The sequence below is a fragment of the Streptomyces showdoensis genome, from assembly GCF_039535475.1.
Lineage (GTDB): Bacteria > Actinomycetota > Actinomycetes > Streptomycetales > Streptomycetaceae > Streptomyces > Streptomyces showdoensis.
In genome coordinates this window covers 2,122,682-2,143,340 of the sequence record NZ_BAAAXG010000026.1, presented here as the reverse complement: position 1 = coordinate 2,143,340, position 20,659 = coordinate 2,122,682, and the positions used below count along the sequence as shown (strand labels likewise).

General features: G+C 68.0%; 15 protein-coding genes, 3 rRNA genes and 2 pseudogenes. 6 read left to right on the top strand and 14 right to left on the bottom strand.

All coding sequences use genetic code 11. The features are described from left to right. Positions 1 to 151: 151 nt before the first annotated feature. Positions 152 to 427: a glutaredoxin family protein gene (locus ABD981_RS22800; RefSeq protein ID WP_046910000.1), complete on the bottom strand. Its 276-nt coding sequence runs from the start codon at positions 425 to 427 to the stop codon at positions 152 to 154. 106 nt (positions 428 to 533) lie between these two features. Between ABD981_RS22800 and ABD981_RS22795 the strand changes: the two genes are divergently transcribed. The 3 genes and pseudogenes from ABD981_RS22795 (at position 534) to ABD981_RS22785 (ending at position 4,206) form a co-directional block, all read left to right on the top strand. Further along, on the top strand, positions 534 to 1,493 hold the full coding sequence (locus ABD981_RS22795) for an HAD family hydrolase (RefSeq protein ID WP_046910020.1): 960 nt from the start codon (positions 534 to 536) through the stop codon (positions 1,491 to 1,493). A 441-nt stretch (positions 1,494 to 1,934) separates the two neighbouring features. Beyond that, positions 1,935 to 2,720 carry an ECF subfamily RNA polymerase sigma factor, BldN family gene (locus ABD981_RS22790; protein ID WP_046910001.1) on the top strand — a complete coding sequence of 262 codons (786 nt, stop codon included), beginning with the start codon at positions 1,935 to 1,937 and terminating at the stop codon, positions 2,718 to 2,720. A 285-nt stretch (positions 2,721 to 3,005) separates the two neighbouring features. Further along, positions 3,006 to 4,206 (top strand): annotated as a pseudogene (locus tag ABD981_RS22785) (DUF5667 domain-containing protein). A gap of 66 nt (positions 4,207 to 4,272) precedes the next feature. On the opposite strand, the gene ABD981_RS22780 reads toward ABD981_RS22785, so the two are convergent. From ABD981_RS22780 to ABD981_RS22730, 11 genes are all read right to left on the bottom strand, one after another. Beyond that, the gene (locus ABD981_RS22780; RefSeq protein WP_046910003.1) at positions 4,273 to 5,262 is read right to left on the bottom strand and encodes a lysophospholipid acyltransferase family protein; all 990 of its coding nucleotides are present in this window, start codon (positions 5,260 to 5,262) and stop codon (positions 4,273 to 4,275) included. A gap of 14 nt (positions 5,263 to 5,276) precedes the next feature. Then, positions 5,277 to 6,329, bottom strand: coding sequence for an NAD-dependent epimerase/dehydratase family protein (locus ABD981_RS22775; RefSeq protein WP_046910021.1), 1,053 nt, complete (start codon positions 6,327 to 6,329; stop codon positions 5,277 to 5,279). A gap of 148 nt (positions 6,330 to 6,477) precedes the next feature. Beyond that, entirely contained in the window at positions 6,478 to 6,576 is a 99-nt protein-coding gene (locus ABD981_RS22770; RefSeq protein WP_003948845.1) for a 30S ribosomal protein bS22, read from the bottom strand. Between the two features lie 151 nt (positions 6,577 to 6,727). After that, positions 6,728 to 6,937 (bottom strand): helix-turn-helix domain-containing protein, encoded by a 210-nt coding sequence (locus tag ABD981_RS22765; RefSeq protein ID WP_046910004.1) that lies wholly within the window; start codon positions 6,935 to 6,937, stop codon positions 6,728 to 6,730. A 127-nt stretch (positions 6,938 to 7,064) separates the two neighbouring features. Next, the gene (locus ABD981_RS22760; RefSeq protein ID WP_046910022.1) at positions 7,065 to 7,880 is read right to left on the bottom strand and encodes a phosphatase; all 816 of its coding nucleotides are present in this window, start codon (positions 7,878 to 7,880) and stop codon (positions 7,065 to 7,067) included. 117 nt (positions 7,881 to 7,997) lie between these two features. Further along, the gene (locus tag ABD981_RS22755) at positions 7,998 to 9,176 is read right to left on the bottom strand and encodes an acetoin utilization protein AcuC (protein WP_046910005.1); all 1,179 of its coding nucleotides are present in this window, start codon (positions 9,174 to 9,176) and stop codon (positions 7,998 to 8,000) included. Next, positions 9,145 to 10,356, bottom strand: coding sequence for an MFS transporter (locus ABD981_RS22750; RefSeq protein WP_046910006.1), 1,212 nt, complete (start codon positions 10,354 to 10,356; stop codon positions 9,145 to 9,147). Before ABD981_RS22750 ends, ABD981_RS22755 begins: the two co-directional genes overlap by 32 nt. A 43-nt stretch (positions 10,357 to 10,399) precedes the next feature. Then, the gene (locus ABD981_RS22745; protein WP_046910023.1) at positions 10,400 to 11,047 is read right to left on the bottom strand and encodes an HAD family hydrolase; all 648 of its coding nucleotides are present in this window, start codon (positions 11,045 to 11,047) and stop codon (positions 10,400 to 10,402) included. Between the two features lie 63 nt (positions 11,048 to 11,110). Next, a 5S ribosomal RNA gene (gene rrf / locus ABD981_RS22740) occupies positions 11,111 to 11,227 on the bottom strand. Positions 11,228 to 11,312: 85 nt separating this feature from the next. Then, a 23S ribosomal RNA gene (locus ABD981_RS22735) occupies positions 11,313 to 14,432 on the bottom strand. Between the two features lie 285 nt (positions 14,433 to 14,717). Continuing rightward, positions 14,718 to 16,244 (bottom strand): 16S ribosomal RNA (locus tag ABD981_RS22730). The 16S, 23S and 5S rRNA genes sit together here, the layout of an rRNA operon. A gap of 31 nt (positions 16,245 to 16,275) precedes the next feature. Here ABD981_RS22730 and ABD981_RS22725 point away from each other — a divergent pair. Further along, on the top strand, positions 16,276 to 16,671 hold the full coding sequence (locus tag ABD981_RS22725) for a hypothetical protein (protein WP_345530373.1): 396 nt from the start codon (positions 16,276 to 16,278) through the stop codon (positions 16,669 to 16,671). 423 nt (positions 16,672 to 17,094) lie between these two features. Then, positions 17,095 to 18,093 carry a tryptophan--tRNA ligase gene (trpS, locus tag ABD981_RS22720; protein ID WP_345530372.1) on the top strand — a complete coding sequence of 333 codons (999 nt, stop codon included), beginning with the start codon at positions 17,095 to 17,097 and terminating at the stop codon, positions 18,091 to 18,093. On the opposite strand, the gene ABD981_RS22715 is transcribed toward trpS, so the two are convergent. After that, positions 18,060 to 19,085, bottom strand: a complete 1,026-nt coding sequence (locus ABD981_RS22715; protein ID WP_345530371.1) for a GlxA family transcriptional regulator — start codon at positions 19,083 to 19,085, stop codon at positions 18,060 to 18,062. The two genes, trpS and ABD981_RS22715, sit on opposite strands and share 34 nt — an antisense overlap. An 84-nt stretch (positions 19,086 to 19,169) precedes the next feature. Between ABD981_RS22715 and ABD981_RS22710 the strand changes: the two genes are divergently transcribed. Next, on the top strand, positions 19,170 to 19,760 hold the full coding sequence (locus tag ABD981_RS22710; protein ID WP_345530468.1) for a cysteine hydrolase family protein: 591 nt from the start codon (positions 19,170 to 19,172) through the stop codon (positions 19,758 to 19,760). 1 nt (position 19,761) lies between these two features. On the opposite strand, the pseudogene proC reads toward ABD981_RS22710, so the two are convergent. Next, positions 19,762 to 20,572 (bottom strand): annotated as a pseudogene (proC, locus tag ABD981_RS22705) (pyrroline-5-carboxylate reductase). Positions 20,573 to 20,659 lie beyond the last annotated feature (87 nt).

Genomic DNA, 20,659 nt, shown 5'->3' with positions numbered 1-20,659 from the left:
GTGACCGGGGTCACGCGGCCGGTTCGCGACGGTACGGAACCGCGGACGCCGTCAGAGCGTTGAGAACCCGAAGGGGGCAAAACGGAACACTCTCCTCACCGCGCCGCCCCCGAAACCCAACAAAACGTCCATGATGGTAACCGTCTTTCGGTCACGCACCCAGTTCGCGCCGAAGCCGCCCCGCGTCCACCCGCCAGAACGTGTGCTGTTCGCCGTCGACCAGGACCACGGGGATCTGCTCCCAGTACGCCCGGTACAGCTCCTCGTCCTGGGAGATGTCCTTCTCCTCCCAGAGTGCCCCCGTCTCGGCGCAGACGGCCTCGACCACCGCCCTGGCGTCGTCGCACAGATGACACCCGGGCTTCCCGATCAGCGTCACCGTGCGCGGACCGGCCTTCTTCTTCGTACGTCCGAACATGGCGTCCATTCTGCGCGGCCCGCACGGCCCGGGTAACACGCGCGGCGCCGAGTGTTCACACCACGGCATCCTCACAAGTCGGGAAGTACCGAACAGACTGGCTATGCTCAACGGCATGGCCGCTCTGGGATGGCTCACCCCCCGTAGGCGCTCCGCCACCGCGCGCAGCGTCCTGGCAGGCGAGGCCGCCGCCGAGGCGGCCCGCAAGACCTCGCAGCAGCTCGAACGGGAGAGAGAAGAGGAGCTGCGGGACGGGGCCGCGACGGAAACCGCGCCCGCCGAACCGGAGTTCCCGGTCGCCGGCGACACCGAGGCCGCCGCCTTCTTCGACCTCGACAACACCGTGATGCAGGGCGCCGCGATCTTCCACTTCGGCCGCGGCCTGTACAAGCGGAAATTCTTCCAGCGCCGCGAACTGGCCCGGTTCGCCTGGGCCCAGGTGTGGTTCCGGCTGGCCGGCGTCGAGGACCCCGAGCACATGCAGGAGGCCCGCGACAGCGCCCTGTCCATCGTCAAGGGCCACCGCGTCTCCGAGCTGATGTCGATCGGCGAGGAGATCTACGACGAGTACATGGCCGACCGCATCTGGCCCGGCACCCGGGCGCTCGCCCAGGCGCACCTGGACGCCGGCCAGAAGGTCTGGCTGGTCACCGCCGCCCCCGTCGAGACCGCCACGATCATCGCCCGCCGCCTGGGCCTCACCGGCGCGCTCGGCACGGTCGCCGAGTCGGTCGACGGCGTCTACACCGGCCGCCTGGTCGGCGAGCTCCTGCACGGGCCGGCCAAGGCCGAGGCCGTGCGCGCCCTGGCCGCCGCCGAGGGGCTGGACCTCGCGCGCTGCGCCGCGTACAGCGACTCGCACAACGACATCCCGATGCTCTCGCTGGTCGGGCACCCCTACGCGGTGAACCCGGACACCAAGCTGCGCAAGCACGCCCGGGAGCGCGACTGGCGGCTGCGGGACTACCGGACCGGCCGCAAGGCCGCCAAGGTCGGCATCCCGGCCGCCGCGGGCGTCGGCGCCCTCGCGGGCGGCACGGCCGCCGCGCTCGCCCTGCACCGCCGCCGTCGCTGAGGCCGAGACCCCGCCGAAGATCGCTCCCCCGGCGCGTCGCGCCCTGCGGATACGTTTCGGCTGCGATCATCCGGGACAACCCCGGACCAACCAGGCTCACCCGTACGTGGTCGAACACCCACGCGCGTGCCGACCCCCGGCCATTCCCCGGCCCCTACCCGGCAGCGGCCCCGCTCACTCCCGCGCCCCGTACTTGAGCACAACCCAACCTGCCCCCGGTCACACTCGGAAGTAATCCGATCAACAACCGGTCACGAAGTGCGACTTGTTCCGCCTGTAAGCAGTAACGGATGCGTCGGAATCGATGATTTGAGCAACTGGGTGTAGCGCTGCCTGTACGAAGCGTTATTCTCCTCAGACGCACAAGGGACCCCACACGTCGCCACGACGAGTGAACGGTCCCGCACTGCACGTGATGGAAGCTCTGCCTCTGGGAGTCCCGTGTACCCACACGTCGGGGTTGACGCCTCGGGCCTGGCTACGCTGCGCGCAACGGTCCTCGACCACTTGCGCGGCTTCGTCCCCACCGCGTACGCCGGCCTCGCACCCGCCTTCGCCGGACCGGCACCCGTCGGTCCCTGCTATGCCCTGGCCGAGAGCGGTGCCGCTGTCGGCAGACGCGGCACCCGGGGCGGCGCCGGAACCTCGACCGCCGCCCGCCGGCCCACCGCCGACAGCGACAGCGCCCGCATGATGGACCTGGTCGAACGCGCCCAGGCCGGCGAGGCCGACGCCTTCGGACGGCTGTACGACCAGTACAGCGACACCGTCTACCGCTACATCTACTACCGCGTCGGCGGCAAGGCGACGGCGGAGGACCTCACCAGCGAGACGTTCCTGCGCGCCCTGCGCCGGATCTCCACCTTCACCTGGCAGGGCCGCGACTTCGGCGCCTGGCTCGTGACCATCGCCCGCAACCTCGTCGCCGACCACTTCAAGTCGAGCCGGTTCCGCCTCGAGGTGACCACCGGCGAGATGCTCGACGCCAACGAGGTGGAGCGCAGCCCGGAGGACTCGGTCCTCGAGTCGCTCTCCAACGCCGCCCTGCTGGACGCGGTCCGCCGCCTCAACCCCCAGCAGCAGGAGTGCGTGACCCTGCGCTTCCTCCAGGGGCTGTCGGTCGCCGAGACCGCCCGGGTCATGGGCAAGAACGAGGGCGCCATCAAGACCCTCCAGTACCGGGCCGTCCGCACCCTGGCCCGGCTCCTCCCGGAAGACGCCCGCTGAGCGCTGCGCGCCCCCCACACGCGCAGCGCCGCCCCGGCGGAACCCCTCCCCCCACGTCCCCACTACCCGAGACCAACTCACAGTCGGTGACACATCGATGACGCACTGGTCCGATCATCTTTCGCGCGTAACCCAAGTGCCGCGCCGCTCGTTGTGCGAAATGCAGACTCCCTGTGGTCACGCCGTGTCCGCTTCCACTCACTCTTTCGTGTGGATGCGCTCAAGGCGTGCAACCTCCCGAACCCCTCGGGGAGTCGACCGTCATGACGAGAGGAGGTGCCGCCAGTGATCGCGAACGTATCGGCGCACCGGCGGGCGAACGCCTTCGCCCAGGCCCTGCAGGACCGGACGTCCGAGGGCGCGGCGGCCGAGCAGTCCGAAGCTACGGCCGAACCGGCCGAGCAGGGACGGCTTTTGGCCCTGGCGAACGGCCTCGGCGAGCTGCCGAAGCCGGAGATGGACCCCGAGGTCAAGGTGGTGCAGCGGGCCCAGCTCGTCGCCGCCATGGAGGCGATGTTCGCGGAAGGGAGCGCGTCCGCGGGCCCTACCGTGCCCGAGCAGCGGACGGCCGGCGGCAAGGGGGCCCACCGGGCCTCCCCGCTCCGGAAGCTGCGCCCACGTTCCCGCTGGACCAAGGGCCTCGCGGCCGGCGGGCTCACCGTCGGTGTCGCCGCGGGAGCCTTCAGCGGAGTGGCCGCCGCCAGCTCCGACGCCCTCCCCGGTGACTCCCTGTACGGGCTGAAGCGCGGCATGGAGGACATCAAGCTGGGGATGGCCGACGACGACGCAGACCGCGGCGGGATCTACCTCGACCAGGCCTCCACCCGCCTGAGCGAGGCCCGCAGACTCATGGAGCGGGGCCGCGCCGGCGACCTCGACCACGAGTCGCTCGGCGAGATCCGCCGGGTGCTGAGCGGCATGGAGCACGACGCCTCCGAAGGGCACCGGCTGCTCCGCCAGGCCTACGAGCGGGACGGCGAGATCGGCCCGATGGCCCGGCTGAACTCCTTCGCCCAGTCCCACCGCGCCACCTGGGACGGACTGCGCGACCGGCTCCCCGTCCAGCTGGCCGACGTGGGCAACCAGGTCAACGACGTCTTCGACGCCATAGACGAAGAGGTCGAACCGCTCCAGTCCGTCCTCCCGCGCACCCCCGAGCGCGGGGGCCATCGGTTCCGGCGGCCCGAGCACGCCGCGACACACCCAGCCGGCCGACCCCCAGCACCCGCGGACCACACCCGCCACGCCCTCCACCGCGGGCGACGCCACCCAGCCCCACCCCTCGGGCTCCAGCACCGGCACCGGCGCGCCCAAGGACGACGGCCTCCTCGGCGGCAACACGGGCGGCCTGCTCAACCCGCCCCAGGGCGGTCAGAGCACCACCCCGTCCGGCGACGCCACGCCCCGCCCCCCGGACGTCACGATCCCGCCGATCCTCCCGGGCCTGCTGCCCGGCCTCGGCATCGACAGCGAGGACGTGAAGTAGCCCCGGCGGTACGGAGACGGGGGCGCCACCCGGTCCGGGTGGCGCCCCCGTCCTCGTACCCACGGCTCAGAAGAACACCGACCTCCGCTGCACCAGCAGCTTGTACAGCGTGTGCTGGATCTGCTCCCGCACCTGGTCGGTCAGGTTGAACATCAGCATCGGGTCCTCCGCCGCCTCCAACGGATATCCGTCCGTCGGGATCGGCTCGCCGAACTGGATGGTCCACTTCGTCGGCAGCGGCAGCGCCCCCACCGGCCCCAGCCAGGGGAAGGTCGGGGTCAGCGGGAAGTACGGCAGGCCGAGCACCCGCGCCAGCGTCTTGGCGTTGCCGACCATCGGGTATATCTCCTCGGCGCCCACGATCGAGCACGGCACGATCGGCACGCCCGCCCGCAGCGCCGTCGACACGAAGCCGCCCCGCCCGAAGCGCTGCAGCTTGTACCGCTCGGAGAACGGCTTCCCGATCCCCTTGAAGCCCTCCGGCATCACGCCGACGATCTCCCCGGCCCGCAACAGCCGCTCCGCGTCCTCCGCACAGGCCAGCGTGTGCCCGGCCTTGCGGGCCAGCTCGTTCACCACCGGCAGCATGAACACCAGGTCCGCGGCGAGCAGCCGCAGATGCCGCCCGGCCGGGTGGTGGTCGTGGACCGCCACCTGCATCATCAGGCCGTCCAGCGGCAGCGTCCCGGAGTGGTTGGACACCACCAGGGCCCCGCCGTCCTTCGGGATGTTCTCGACGCCCTTCACCTCCACCCGGAAGTACTTCTCGTACACCGGGCGCAGCAGCGACATCAGGACCTGGTCGGTGAGCTCCTGGTCGTAGCCGAACTCGTCGACCTCGTACTCCCCGGTCACCCGCCGCCGCAGGAACGCCAGGCCGCCCGCCAGCCGCCGCTCCCAGCCGCCCCCGGACCCGACGGCGGGCTCCGCGGCCCCGGACGGGGGCTGCTGCGCCGGCAGGGCCCGTACGGCCGCCTCGCCGCCGCTGCGGGCGGGGGGCCTGCGGCGGGCCCGCGACCGGTCGTCGTCGAACGGAATGACCTTGGCGTCCGCCATCGCGATCTGGGCTCCTATTCCGCGGGCTGGGAGGTCGAGGTGGGGGCGAGCCGCCCGGCGAGCCGGTCCACGGCCCCCGCGAGCAGCTCCGGCGGCAGCAGGCCGGGCCCCCGGGCGGCGGCGAAGTCCGCGAAGGCCTCCGCCGTCGAGTACTGGGGAGTGAAGCCGAGCGTCTCGCGCATCTGCACGGTGGAGACCACCCGGCCGTGGGTGAGCAGCCGGATCTGCTCCGGCGAGAAGTCGGTGATGCCGACCGTGCGCAGCGCCTGCCCGACCCAGGTGACCGCCGGCAGCAGCACCGGCACGGTCGGCCGGCCGAGCCGCCGCGCGCACTGGGAGAGCAACAGCACCCCGTCGCCGGCCACGTTGAACGTGCCGCTGTTGAGGGTGGCCCGGCGCGGCTCGCGCGCCGCGAGCTCCAGGACGTCCATGACGTCGTCCTCGTGGACGAACTGCAGCCGCGGGTCGTAGCCCAGGACGGTCGGCAGGACCGGCAGGTCCAGGTACTCGGCCAGCGGGGAGTCCACCCGCGGCCCGAGGATGTTCGCGAACCGCAGCACGCACACCGCGACGTCCGGGCGGCGCCGGGCGAAGCCCCGTACGTACCCCTCGACCTCGACCGCGTCCTTGGCGAAGCCCCCGCTCGGCAGGGACTTCGCCGGCGTCGTCTCGGTGAACACCGCCGGGTCGCGGGGCGCGGCCCCGTACACGCTGGTGCTGGACTTCACCACGAGCCGCTTGACCCGCGGCGACTTCTGGCAGGCGCCGAGCAGCTGCATGGTGCCGATGACGTTGGTCTCCTTGACCGACGTCCGGCCGCCGGAGCCGAGCGCCGTCCCGGTGACGTCCATGTGGACGACCGTGTCCACGTCGTGCTGGGCCAGCACCTTGGCGATCGCGGGCTGCCGGATGTCCGCGCGGACGAACTCGGCACCGCCGAGGGGATGCGGGGAGTCGACCGCGTCGACGGCGATCACCCGCCCGACCTCCGGGTCCCGCTGGACGCGCCGTACGAAACGGGCGCCGAGGTGCCGGGCCGCACCGGTGACGAGCACGACCTTGCCCAAGAGGAGCGCCTTCCGTCGGTCTTCCATCGGTGTTCCGCTGACCGCCACCGTAGCGCCTCCACATTTCGGCGCAATAAAAGCGTGGCCCCCCACCGGAAAACCGGTGGGGGGCCACGCCGACGCGAAACGCCGTCGTTACAGCGGTCGCTTACTTCTTGTTGCGACGCTGAACACGGGTGCGCTTGAGCAGCTTGCGGTGCTTCTTCTTAGCCATCCGCTTACGCCGCTTCTTGATAACAGAGCCCACGACTACCCTCGCTCACTACTCGGAACATCCCCGCGCCAGCGGGGATCGGTGCGGGGCGTCTGGGCCCACACGACCTACGAGGGGCTAGCCTACCGCCCCGAACGACCCGCTCGTAATCCGAGGGCGGAACCGGGCTCCGGCCGCGCGCTCGCTACGCGGTCGCCACCCCCACGAAGGACTCCCTGAGGTACTCGTGAACCGCCTGTTCCGGCACCCGGAAAGACCTCCCCACCCGGATCGCCGGCAGATGACCGCTGTGCACCAAGCGGTACACGGTCATCTTCGAGACGCGCATCACCGAGGCGACCTCCGCCACGGTCAGAAACTTCACCTCGTTGAGAGGCCTGTCGCCAGCAGCCATGACCCACCTGTACCTTCCGCACACGACGCACACCGGCTTCCCCTCCGGTGACTCTTCGTCGCTGAGCGCTCACGCCCAGACTAGGGGCGGGTGGTACGAGTGGGGAAGAGGAGCTACCACTGGCCGTTTACCGTGACAGACACGCTCGATTGAGTACATAGCGAGTGAGTGGACGGTAGTAGTCCGAGCGCACCGCGTCATCAAGCGGAACGGCCACGGACACCTGCCCCTCGGCCTCCCCGACGAACAGCGCGGGATCATCCGTATCGGCGAGACCGATGGCCTCGATACCCAGCTGACCTGCCCCGCAGACCCAGCCGTGATCCCCCACCACCAGCTCCGGCAGCGGCCAGCCACCCTCGACCGCGCCTTCCAGGACGGCCCTAACCGGCAGCGGCGAGTGGGTGTGCGCCCCGGTCTCACGCCCTGCGGCGGACAGGTCCCGTTCTCGCACCAGCGCGACACCCCGTACGTAGTCCACGAGGTACGTACGTACGCCGAACCGGGTCGTTATGTCGACACATCTCCCCTGCGCTGGGGTGAGAACAAGACATCCCGCCGCCGACAAAGCGTCTGCGAGCGTGGCGTAGAAACCGAGCAGTCGGTGCGGATGCCCGGTACCGAACAGCACCGGAGCCCGCCGCCCCGCCGCCTCCCCCAGGCGCGCCGCGAACGCCTCCAGGCCCCCCAGCGTCCGCTCCGGATCGATCACGTCCGGCCCCGAACGGTGCGCCGGATCCCCCGACACCCCGCACCGGTCCGCCATCAGCCGCAGCAGCTCGGCCTCGCCCCACCCGCACAGCGGATCGATCCCCAAGGTCACCCGAGGATCGCGCGCCGCGAAGAGCCGGTAGCTGCGCAGGCTCGTCTCCCGCGGCGTCGCCACCGTCCCCGCCAACCCCGCCGCCAACAGATGCGCCCGCAGCGCCCCGGTACTCAACACCCTCCCGATGCTGCCGGAACGCTCCTGCCAAAGAGCGAAAACCCCCCGCACACCGCACAGTCGGCGTAACAGCCACGCACCTGTGCGCGACCTGTTCAGGCCAGGTCCAGGCCAGGCTCAGACCAACAGCCCGCGCAGCGGGAACACCGCCCTGCGGGTCGCCAGGATCGCCTGGTCCAGCCGGTCCGCCGGGTCGTAACCCGCCGCCCAGTCCCGCAGGTCCACCGGCCACCGGCCGTCCGTCATCCGCGCCGGCCCCAACTGCCGGGTCCGCGCGTACACCTCGTCCCGCCACGAGGACGGGATCACCGACTCCGGCTCCACCGGAGCGTGCGCCGCGATCCCCACCAGATGCGTCCACGACCGCGGTACGACGTCCACCACCGCGTAACCACCCCCGCCGAGCGCCACCCACCGGCCCCCGTCCACATGAGCGTGCGCCAGCTCGTGGCAGGCCTCCTGCACCGCCCGCTGCGCGTCCAGCGACACCGCCAGGTGCGCCAGCGGATCCTCGAAGTGCGTGTCCGCCCCGTGCTGCGTCACCAGCACCTGCGGCCGGAAATCGGCGATCAGCTCCGGCACCACCGCGTGGAAGGCCCGCAGCCAGCCCGCGTCCCCGGTCCCCGCGGGCAGCGCCAGATTCACCGCCCCGCCCTCAGCCGCACCGGACGCGCCCGTCTCCTCCGGCCAGCCCGTCTGCGGGAACAGCGTCCGCGGATGCTCGTGCAGGGAGATCGTCAGGACCCGCGGATCGTCCCAGAACGCCGCCTGCACCCCGTCGCCGTGATGCACGTCCACATCCACGTACGCGACCCGCTCCGCGCCCAGTTCGAGCAGCCGGGCGATCGCCAGCGAGGCGTCGTTGTAGATGCAGAACCCCGAGGCCGCCCCGGGCATCGCGTGGTGCAGACCGCCCGCGAAGTTCACCGCGTGCGCCGCCTCCCCGCGCCACACCGCCTCCGCCGCGGCCACCGACTGCCCGGCGATCAGCGCCGACACCTCGTGCATGCCCGCGAACGCCGGATCGTCCACCGTCCCCAGCCCGTACGCCTGGTCGGCCGCCCTCGGATCCGCCGACGCCGCCCGCACCGCGGCGACGTAGTCCTCGCGGTGCACGAGCCGCAGCGTCGACTCCCCGGCCGGCTTCGCCGCCACCACGTCCACGGCCCGGTCCAGGCCGTACGCCCGCACCAACCCCATGGTCAGTGCCAGCCGCACCGGGTCCATCGGGTGCTCGGGCCCGAAGTCGTACCCGGTGACAGCTTCATCCCACATCAACAGTGCGCGGCCGCTCATGCGAGCCACCGTATCGGGCCTTCTCCGAGCCGAACGACGTGGCGTACACCACCGTCACCAGGACCAGCACCATCGGCACCACCATCGCCCCGCGATAGCTCCACGCGTCGCCCAGCGCGCCCACCAGCGGCGAGCCGACCAGGAAGCCCACGTAGTTGAAGACGTTCAGCCGCGCCACCGCCGCGTCGCTCGCCGCCGGGAACATCCGCCCCGCCGCCGCGAAGGTCTGCGGCACGATCACGCTCAGCCCGAGCCCCAGCACCGTGAACCCGGCCATGCCCGCCCACGGCCCCGGCGCCACCGCCACCACGGCGAAGCCCAGCGCCCCCAGCACCGCCCCGCACCGCACGACGAGCACCGCACCGAACCGCCGCACCCCGAAGTCCCCCACGGCCCGCCCGAGCAGCGTCGTCACCATGTACGCGTTGTACGGCACGGTCGCCAGCTCCTCCGAGGAGCCGAGCACGTCCTGGAGGTACTTCGCCGACCAGTTGGAGACCGTCGAGTCCCCGATGTACGCGAAGGTCATCACCAGGCACAGGGGCAGCAGCATCCGGAACACCACGCCACCGCCCCCGGCGGCCGCCTGCGCGCCCTCCTCGCCGTCCGCGGCGGCCGGCTCCCCGGCCACATACCAGCGGCTCCCGACCAGCACCACCGGCAGCAGCACGGCCACCACCGGCAGGTAGGACACGAACAGCGACAGGTGCCAGTGCGCCCCCGCCCAGGCGAGCGAGGCCCCCGCGATGCCGCCGAGGCTGTACGCGGCGTGGAAGCCGAGCATGATGCTCCGCCCGTACGCCCGCTGGAGGCTCACCCCCAGCATGTTCATGGAGGCGTCCAGGGCCCCTACCGACAGCCCGAACACCCCGAGGGCGACCGCCGCCTGCCACAGCTCGGAGCCGGCCCCCACGCCGAGCAGCGCCAGCAGCACCACCGGCTGGGCCCAGCGCAGGACCATGGCCGGCCCGACCCGGGCCACCACCTTCTCCGTGAGCACGCTGGACACCCCGGCGAGCACCGGAACGGCCGCCAGGAAGAGGGGCAGCAGCCCGTCGGAGATCCCGTACCGGTCCTGGATCGCCGGTATTCGGGTCACGAGCAGGGCGAAGGTGACCCCCTGCACGAAGAAGCCGACCGCCAGGGATCCCCGCCCACGCCGCAAACGCGCATCTGTCATGGCGGCACAGCGTAGGGCCGGGACCTACTCAGCGGTAGATGGATCACATGCCCAATGTCGCCGGCAGCTCGTCCATCGCCCCGAAGTACCCCGTGGCCCCCACCAGCCGCTCCCGCGGCGTCATCGCGGTGTACCCGTAGACGTCCATCCCGGCGGCCACCGCGGCCTGGACCCCGAGCGCGCTGTCCTCGACCACCGCGCACCGCTCGGGGGCCACACCCATGCGCTCGGCGGCGTGGAGGAAGAGGTCCGGGGAGGGCTTGCCCCGCCCGACGTCCTCGGAGCTGAAGACGGTCCCGTCGCGGAACCAGACGTCGAGCCCGGTCTTCCGGTGCCCGACCCGGATCCGCTCGTGGCTCCCGGACGACGCCACGCAGTACGGCACGCCCGCGTCGGCGAGCCGCTTGAGCACCTCGGCGGCCCCGGCGACGGGCTCCAACTCCCGCTGGAACCCGTCGAACACGCGCTGGTGGAAGACCCGGTCGAACTCCGCGGGCAGCCGCTGCCCGGACCGCTCCTCGACGAGCTCGTGGATGCGGTGCATGGCCGACCCCATGTAGTCGCGGATCGACTCCTCGTACGAGGTGGGGTGACCGAGCTCCGTGAGGTAGCCGGCCAGGATGGTGTTGGAGATCGGCTCGCTGTCCACGAGCACCCCGTCGTTGTCGAAGATGATCAGGTCATAGCCCATGGAGATCACCCTAAACGCAGAAAAGCCCCGCACCATAAGGTGCGGGGCTTTCCCACAATGATTGTTCGGCGGCGTCCTACTCTCCCACAGGGTCCCCCCTGCAGTACCATCGGCGCTGAAAGGCTTAGCTTCCGGGTTCGGAATGTAACCGGGCGTTTCCCTAACGCTATGACCACCGAAACACTATGAAGTTGAACTCAAGCCGCACCCCCACAGGAGGGGCGAGTTCGTTACTTCAGAACTAACACAGTGGACGCGAGCAACTGAGGACAAGCCCTCGGCCTATTAGTACCGGTCAGCTCCACCCATTACTGGGCTTCCACATCCGACCTATCAACCCAGTCGTCTACTGGGAGCCTTACCCTCTCAAGGAGGTGGGAATACTCATCTCGAAGCAGGCTTCCCGCTTAGATGCTTTCAGCGGTTATCCCTCCCGAACGTAGCCAACCAGCCATGCCCTTGGCAGGACAACTGGCACACCAGAGGTTCGTCCGTCCCGGTCCTCTCGTACTAGGGACAGCCCTTCTCAATATTCCTACGCGCACAGCGGATAGGGACCGAACTGTCTCACGACGTTCTAAACCCAGCTCGCGTACCGCTTTAATGGGCGAACAGCCCAACCCTTGGGACCGACTCCAGCCCCAGGATGCGACGAGCCGACATCGAGGTGCCAAACCATCCCGTCGATATGGACTCTTGGGGAAGATCAGCCTGTTATCCCCGGGGTACCTTTTATCCGTTGAGCGACGGCGCTTCCACAAGCCACCGCCGGATCACTAGTCCCGACTTTCGTCCCTGCTCGACCCGTCGGTCTCACAGTCAAGCTCCCTTGTGCACTTACACTCAACACCTGATTGCCAACCAGGCTGAGGGAACCTTTGGGCGCCTCCGTTACCCTTTGGGAGGCAACCGCCCCAGTTAAACTACCCATCAGACACTGTCCCTGATCCGGATCACGGACCGAGGTTAGACATCCAGCACGACCAGAGTGGTATTTCAACGGCGACTCCACCATGACTGGCGTCACGGCTTCAAAGTCTCCCACCTATCCTACACAAGCCGAACCGAACACCAATATCAAACTGTAGTAAAGGTCCCGGGGTCTTTCCGTCCTGCTGCGCGAAACGAGCATCTTTACTCGTAGTGCAATTTCACCGGGCCTATGGTTGAGACAGTCGAGAAGTCGTTACGCCATTCGTGCAGGTCGGAACTTACCCGACAAGGAATTTCGCTACCTTAGGATGGTTATAGTTACCACCGCCGTTTACTGGCGCTTAAGTTCTCAGCTTCGCCCTGTCGAAACAGAGCTAACCGGTCCCCTTAACGTTCCAGCACCGGGCAGGCGTCAGTCCGTATACATCGCCTTACGGCTTCGCACGGACCTGTGTTTTTAGTAAACAGTCGCTTCTCGCTGGTCTCTGCGGCCACCCCCAGCTCACGGAGTAAATCCGATCACCAGTGATGGCCCCCCTTCTCCCGAAGTTACGGGGGCATTTTGCCGAGTTCCTTAACCATAGTTCACCCGAACGCCTCGGTATTCTCTACCTGACCACCTGAGTCGGTTTAGGGTACGGGCCGCCATGAAACTCGCTAGAGGCTTTTCTCGACAGCATAGGATCATCCACTTCACCACAATCGGCTCGGCATCAGGTCTCAGCCTTAATGTGTGACGGATTTGCCTATCACACGGCCTACACCCTTACCCCGGGACAACCACCGCCCGGGCTGGACTACCTTCCTGCGTCACCCCATCGCTTACCTACTACCACCTTGGGTCAGCGGCTCCACCACTCCCCTTTGCCCGAAGGCTCCGGGGCGGCTTCACGGCCTTAGCATTAATGGGCTCGATATTGGGCGTTTCAAAGCGGGTACCGGAATATCAACCGGTTGTCCATCGACTACGCCTGTCGGCCTCGCCTTAGGTCCCGACTTACCCTGGGCAGATCAGCTTGACCCAGGAACCCTTAGTCAATCGGCGCACACGTTTCTCACGTGTGTATCGCTACTCATGCCTGCATTCTCACTCGTGAACCGTCCACAACTCGCTTCCGCGGCTGCTTCACCCGGCACACGACGCTCCCCTACCCATCACAGCACCCGTTGGGGCTTATTGCTGCAATGACACGACTTCGGCGGTACGCTTGAGCCCCGCTACATTGTCGGCGCGGAATCACTTGACCAGTGAGCTATTACGCACTCTTTCAAGGGTGGCTGCTTCTAAGCCAACCTCCTGGTTGTCTCTGCGACTCCACATCCTTTCCCACTTAGCGTACGCTTAGGGGCCTTAGTCGATGCTCTGGGCTGTTTCCCTCTCGACCATGGAGCTTATCCCCCACAGTCTCACTGCCGTGCTCTCACTTACCGGCATTCGGAGTTTGGCTAAGGTCAGTAACCCGGTAGGGCCCATCGCCTATCCAGTGCTCTACCTCCGGCAAGAAACACACGACGCTGCACCTAAATGCATTTCGGGGAGAACCAGCTATCACGGAGTTTGATTGGCCTTTCACCCCTAACCACAGGTCATCCCCCAGGTTTTCAACCCTGGTGGGTTCGGTCCTCCACGAAGTCTTACCTCCGCTTCAACCTGCCCATGGCTAGATCACTCCGCTTCGGGTCTTGAGCGTGCTACTGAACCGCCCTATTCGGACTCGCTTTCGCTACGGCTTCCCCACACGGGTTAACCTCGCAACACACCGCAAACTCGCAGGCTCATTCTTCAAAAGGCACGCAGTCACGAGACATAGCAAGCTATGTCCGACGCTCCCACGGCTTGTAGGCACACGGTTTCAGGTACTATTTCACTCCGCTCCCGCGGTACTTTTCACCATTCCCTCACGGTACTATCCGCTATCGGTCACCAGGGAATATTTAGGCTTAGCGGGTGGTCCCGCCAGATTCACACGGGATTTCTCGGGCCCCGTGCTACTTGGGTGTCTCTTAAACGAGCCGCATGAATTTCAGCTACGGGGGTCTTACCCTCTACGCCGGACCTTTCGCATGTCCTTCGCCTATCCATACGGTTTCTGACTCGTCTCACAGCCGGCAGACTGTGAAAAAGAGATCCCACAACCCCGCATGCGCAACCCCTGCCGGGTCTCACACGCATACGGTTTGGCCTCATCCGGTTTCGCTCGCCACTACTCCCGGAATCACGGTTGTTTTCTCTTCCTGAGGGTACTGAGATGTTTCACTTCCCCTCGTTCCCTCCACATGCCCTATGTGTTCAGGCATGGGTGACAGCCCATGACGACTGCCGGGTTTCCCCATTCGGAAACCCCCGGATCAAAGCCTGGTTGACGGCTCCCCGGGGACTATCGTGGCCTCCCACGTCCTTCATCGGTTCCTGGTGCCAAGGCATCCACCGTGCGCCCTTAAAAACTTGGCCACAGATGCTCGCGTCCACTGTGTAGTTCTCAAGCAACGACCAGCCACCCATCACCCTGACCCATACGGATCAAGTTCACTGGGGCCGGCATCGCGAAGGTTCGACCAACCGGCCGTACCCTCAGATACCCAACAACGTGCCAAGCACGATCCGTTGAAATCTCGTCACGTTCCACGCCGAAGCAGTACTGGTGAAGGATCCTCAAGATCGTGCCAACTAATCAACGTTCCACCCATGAGCTGACCGTGCAGAACGTTTGCCTGCAATCGGTGCTGTGCTCCTTAGAAAGGAGGTGATCCAGCCGCACCTTCCGGTACGGCTACCTTGTTACGACTTCGTCCCAATCGCCAGTCCCACCTTCGACAGCTCCCTCCCACAAGGGGTTGGGCCACCGGCTTCGGGTGTTACCGACTTTCGTGACGTGACGGGCGGTGTGTACAAGGCCCGGGAACGTATTCACCGCAGCAATGCTGATCTGCGATTACTAGCAACTCCGACTTCATGGGGTCGAGTTGCAGACCCCAATCCGAACTGAGACCGGCTTTTTGAGATTCGCTCCGCCTCGCGGCATCGCAGCTCTTTGTACCGGCCATTGTAGCACGTGTGCAGCCCAAGACATAAGGGGCATGATGACTTGACGTCGTCCCCACCTTCCTCCGAGTTGACCCCGGCGGTCTCCTGTGAGTCCCCATCACCCCGAAGGGCATGCTGGCAACACAGGACAAGGGTTGCGCTCGTTGCGGGACTTAACCCAACATCTCACGACACGAGCTGACGACAGCCATGCACCACCTGTATACCGACCACAAGGGGGGGCACTATCTCTAATGCTTTCCGGTATATGTCAAGCCTTGGTAAGGTTCTTCGCGTTGCGTCGAATTAAGCCACATGCTCCGCTGCTTGTGCGGGCCCCCGTCAATTCCTTTGAGTTTTAGCCTTGCGGCCGTACTCCCCAGGCGGGGAACTTAATGCGTTAGCTGCGGCACCGACGACGTGGAATGTCGCCAACACCTAGTTCCCAACGTTTACGGCGTGGACTACCAGGGTATCTAATCCTGTTCGCTCCCCACGCTTTCGCTCCTCAGCGTCAGTAATGGCCCAGAGATCCGCCTTCGCCACCGGTGTTCCTCCTGATATCTGCGCATTTCACCGCTACACCAGGAATTCCGATCTCCCCTACCACACTCTAGCCTGCCCGTATCGGATGCAGACCCGGGGTTAAGCCCCGGGCTTTCACACCCGACGTGACAAGCCGCCTACGAGCTCTTTACGCCCAATAATTCCGGACAACGCTTGCGCCCTACGTATTACCGCGGCTGCTGGCACGTAGTTAGCCGGCGCTTCTTCTGCAGGTACCGTCACTTTCGCTTCTTCCCTGCTGAAAGAGGTTTACAACCCGAAGGCCGTCATCCCTCACGCGGCGTCGCTGCATCAGGCTTTCGCCCATTGTGCAATATTCCCCACTGCTGCCTCCCGTAGGAGTCTGGGCCGTGTCTCAGTCCCAGTGTGGCCGGTCGCCCTCTCAGGCCGGCTACCCGTCGTCGCCTTGGTGAGCCGTTACCTCACCAACAAGCTGATAGGCCGCGGGCTCATCCTTCACCGCCGGAGCTTTCCACCCGCCGAGATGCCTCGGCAGGTCGTATCCGGTATTAGACCCCGTTTCCAGGGCTTGTCCCAGAGTGAAGGGCAGATTGCCCACGTGTTACTCACCCGTTCGCCACTAATCCACCCCGAAGGGCTTCATCGTTCGACTTGCATGTGTTAAGCACGCCGCCAGCGTTCGTCCTGAGCCAGGATCAAACTCTCCGTGAATGTTTGCCGGTAATCCGGCTAGACACTCGCGTTGAGCGGGACAGACAAGCCGGAATATGGCCTGCTGTCCACAGCGTCCTCGCTGTGTGCCACCCCGGAGGGTGGACTTTTTCAAAGGAACCTCGACCATCCGAAGATGGACGGGGTATCAACTAATCTGGCGTTGATTTTTGGCACGCTGTTGAGTTCTCAAGGTGCGGACGCTTCCTTTGTACTTACCCTCTCGGGCTTTCCTCCGGGCGCTTCCTTCGTTCTTGCGTTTCCGACTCTATCAGATCTTTCCGATCCGATTTCCTCGGTGCTTTCCGGTCCCTTTCGCTTTCGCTCCGGGCCCTTCCGGCGGTTCCGACTCTATCAGATCCTTTCGGGCCTGATTCCCAGTCAGCGGGAGTTGTCTTCGCGGCTGTTGGGCCGTTCCGACGAGTGAGACTTTAGCGGATTCCTTGCCCCCGAAGCCAATCGGGCGGCTCGCGTTCAATCCTTCGAACGCGGATTCCTCATTTCGCAAAAGCGCACGGAAAGCAATGACGGCGTCGACGAATCGACACCGTCTGGTGCTCATGTGGTTCTTGCGGAATGGCTGTCCGGGGCCGACCGGGGTCGGTGCTCACGTCGGACAACTCGGAGAACACTACGGACCGGGTAATCCCGTGTCAACCCCGGTCCTCGGGCGTACCCTCTGGGTATGACGACGCATGCGCACACCACCCAGTGGTGGGCCGCCTGACCCGGCGGCCCTGACCTGACGCATGCAGACAAACGGCCGCCGCCTCGGCGGCCGTTCGCGTATCCCCCTCCGGGAGCCCGGCCGACGGGTCGGCGGCGTTCCGGAGAGAGGGAGACGGACGCGATGACGCGGATCTTCAGTGGGGTCAAGCCGACCGGGCATCTGACGCTGGGCAACTACCTCGGGGCCGTGCGGCGGTGGGTCGAGGTGGACCAGCACCGGGCCGACGCGCTGTTCAGCGTGGTGGACCTGCACGCGCTGACCGTGGAGCACGACCCGGCGCGGGTGCGGCGGCTCAGCCGGCAGGCGGCGACGCTGCTGCTCGCCTCGGGGCTCGATCCCGAGCGCTGCACCCTCTTCGTACAGAGCCATGTGGACGAGCACGCGCGCCTGTCGTTCCTGATGGAGTGCACGGCCACGGACGGCGAGCTGCGGCGGATGATCCAGTACAAGGAGAAGAGCGTGCTGGCCCGGGAGGCCGGGCACGGGGTGCGGCTGTCCCTGCTGACGTATCCGGTGCTGATGGCGGCGGACATCCTGGCCTACGGGACGGACGAGGTGCCGGTGGGTGAGGACCAGACGCAGCACGTGGAGCTGACCCGGGACCTGGCGGTGCGGTTCAACCAGCGGTACGGGCAGGTGTTCACCGTGCCGAGGGCGACGCATCCGGAGGTGGCGGCGCGGGTCATGGACCTGCAGGACCCCACGTCGAAGATGGGGAAGTCGCACGAGAACGGGGCCGGGATCGTCTATCTGCTCGACGAGGCGGAGACGGTGCGGCGGAAGGTCATGCGGGCGGTGACGGACAGCGGGCGGGAGGTCGTGTACGACCGGGAGGCCGGTCCGGGGGTGGCCAATCTGCTCGATCTGCTGGCCGCGGCGACGGGCGGGGACCCGGTCGCGCTGGCCGGCGGGTACGACTCGTACGGCGCGCTGAAGAAGGACACGGCGGAGGCGGTCGTCGAGCTGTTGCGGCCGGTGCGGGAGCGGCATGCCGATCTGGCGGCGGATCCGGGGTACGTCGACGGGGTGCTGCGGGCGGGGGCCGAGCGGGCGCGGGGGATGGCGCGGCCGCTGGTGGACCGGGCCTACCGGGCGATCGGGCTGCTGCCGGCGGTGTGACGGAAGGCGTTGCGGTAGTCGCGCGGGCTGGTGCCGAGGTGCGAGGCGAAGTGCTGGCGCATCGTGACCTCGCTGCCGAAGCCCGCGCGGCGGGCCACCTCGGGGAGGGGGTGGTCGGTGCGTTCGAGGAGCTTCTGGGCGGCGGCCACCCGGCGGCCGATGAGCCAGTGGAGCGGGGTGGTGCCGGTGGTGGCCTGGAAGTGGCGGGCGAAGGAGCGCGGGGACATGCCGGCGCGGGCGGCGAGGCTCGTGACGGTGTGGGGCTGGTCGAGGTGGGCGAGGGCGTGGGCCCGGACGGCGGCGAGGGCGTCGGCGTCGCGGTCGGCGCGCGGGGTGGGGTGCTCGATGAACTGGGCCTGGGTGCCGGTGCGGAAGGGGGCGGTGACCATGGAGCGGGCGATGGTCGCGGCGGCTTCGGCGCCGTGGACGGTGCGGACGAGGTGGAGGCAGAGGTCGATGCCGGCGGCGGTGCCGGCCGAGGTCCAGATGCCGGTGTCCTCGACGTAGAGGGCCTCGGGTTCGACCCGGACGGCCGGGTGGCGGGCGGCCAGTTCGGGGGCGAGCTGCCAGTGGGTGACGGCCCGGCGGCCGTCGAGGAGGCCGGCCCGGGCGAGGACGAAGGCCCCGGCGCAGAGGGCGGCGACGGGGATGCCGCCGGTGTGGGCGGCGCGCAGGGCGTCGAGGACGGGGGCGGGGAGTTCGGCGTGCGGGTCCTCGATGCCGGGGACGACGACGAGGTCGGCGGGGGTGAGCCCGGTCAGCCAGTCGAGGGGGCGGTCGGGGGTGAGGGTGAGGCCGCCGCGCAGGGGGACGGGGGCGGCCGGGTCGGCGGCGGCGCGGTGGAGGGCGAAGGGCGGGACGCCGCGGGTGGTGCGGTCGGTGCCCCAGACCTCGGTGATGACGGAGACGTCGAAGGCCCGGATGCCGGGGAAGGCGAGGAGGGCGATGCGCTGGGGCGGCGACGCGGGCTGCGCGGGCGACGTGGGCGGCATGCCTGGCAGTTAACCATCGATCGCTGGCTTTTCTCCCTCTGGGGCGGGGAACGGGGGTGGGCCAGGATCGTGGGCATGGAGAGCTTGCAGATCGAAGAGAACGCGGCGCTGGTCGTCATCGACGTACAGAAGGGGTTCGAGGACGAGGGTTTCTGGGGGCGGCGGGACAACCCGGACGCGGAGGGGAACATCGCGGCCCTGATCGACCGGTGGCAGGAGACCGGGCGGCCGGTCGTGTTCGTGCGGCACGACTCGGTGCGGGACGGGTCGCCGCTGAAGGCGGGGACGGAGGGCAACGCCTTCAAGGACTTCGTCGAGGAGCGGCGGGGGAAGGGGCGGGGGCGCGAGCTGCTGGTGACGAAGCACGTGAACTCGGCGTTCTACGGGCAGCCCTCGCTGGACGTCTGGCTGACCGGGGAGGACGTCGCGCAGATCGTGGTCGTCGGGATCCAGACGAACATGTGCAATGAGACGACCGCGCGGATGGGCGGCAACCTGGGGTTCGACGTGGTGTTCGCGCTGGACGCGATGCACACCTTCGACCTGGCCGGGCCGTTCGGGTGGACGCAGACGGCGGAGGAGCTGACCCGGGCGACGGCGGTGTCGCTGCACGGCGGGCAGTTCGCCCGGGTCGTGAGCACGGAGGACGTGCTGAAGGGCACGTCGGCGGGGTAGCTCAGCCGTTGCCGGAGGCGAGCTCGCGGCTGCGGTCGCGGGCGGCCTCCAGGGCGGCGATGAGGGCGGCCCGTACGCCGTGGTTCTCCAGCTCGCGGATGGCGCTGATGGTGGTGCCGGCCGGGGAGGTGACGGCCTCGCGGAGCTTGACGGGGTGTTCGCCGCTGTCGCGGAGCATCACGGCGGCGCCGATCGCGGCCTGGACGATCAGGTCGTGGGCCTGGGCGCGGGGCAGGCCGAGGAGGATGCCGGCGTCGGTCATGGCCTCGACGAGGTAGTAGAAGTACGCCGGGCCGGAGCCGGAGAGCGCGGTGGCGGCGTCCTGCTGGGACTCCGGGACGCGCAGGGTCTTCCCGACGCCGCCGAAGATCTCCTCGGTGTGGACGAGGTGGGCGTGGGTGGCGTGGCTGCCGGCGGAGATCACGGACATGCCCTCGTCGACGAGGACGGGCGTGTTGGGCATGACCCGGACGACGGGGGTGCCGGTGGCCAGGCGCTCCTCGATGAAGGCGGTGGGGATGCCGGCCGCGGCGCTGATGACCAGGCGGTCGGCGGCGACGTGGGGGGGCGAGCTCGTCGAGGAGGCGGCCCATGTCCTGGGGCTTCACGGCGAGGATGAGGATGTCGGCGCGCTTGGCGGCGTCGGCGTTGCTGACGGCCTCGACGCCGTAGCGGGCGTGCAGTTCCTCGGCCCGTTCGGTGCGGCGGGCGGTGACGAGGAGGTGGGCGGGGCGCCAGCCGGCGCGGATCATGCCGCTGAGGAGTGCCTCGCCGATCTTGCCGGTGCCGAGGACTGCGACGGTCTGGGTCATGGGTCTTTCACCTCGCCGGAGGGGCCTGTGCGTGCGTCTGCGGGACATCCTCGCACCGGGGCGGGGGTCGGTGCGGTGCTTGTCCGA

Coding starts and splice junctions, on each gene's coding strand:
- ABD981_RS22750 (WP_046910006.1), bottom strand. CDS start 10,356: ATGACAGATGCGCGTTTGCGGCGTGGGCGGGGATCCCTGGCGGTCGGC.
- ABD981_RS22765 (WP_046910004.1), bottom strand. CDS start 6,937: ATGGCTGCTGGCGACAGGCCTCTCAACGAGGTGAAGTTTCTGACCGTG.
- ABD981_RS22795 (WP_046910020.1), top strand. CDS start 534: ATGGCCGCTCTGGGATGGCTCACCCCCCGTAGGCGCTCCGCCACCGCG.
- trpS (WP_345530372.1), top strand. CDS start 17,095: ATGACGCGGATCTTCAGTGGGGTCAAGCCGACCGGGCATCTGACGCTG.
- ABD981_RS22745 (WP_046910023.1), bottom strand. CDS start 11,047: ATGGGCTATGACCTGATCATCTTCGACAACGACGGGGTGCTCGTGGAC.
- ABD981_RS22755 (WP_046910005.1), bottom strand. CDS start 9,176: ATGAGCGGCCGCGCACTGTTGATGTGGGATGAAGCTGTCACCGGGTAC.
- ABD981_RS22800 (WP_046910000.1), bottom strand. CDS start 427: ATGGACGCCATGTTCGGACGTACGAAGAAGAAGGCCGGTCCGCGCACG.
- ABD981_RS22715 (WP_345530371.1), bottom strand. CDS start 19,085: ATGCCGCCCACGTCGCCCGCGCAGCCCGCGTCGCCGCCCCAGCGCATC.
- ABD981_RS22780 (WP_046910003.1), bottom strand. CDS start 5,262: ATGGCGGACGCCAAGGTCATTCCGTTCGACGACGACCGGTCGCGGGCC.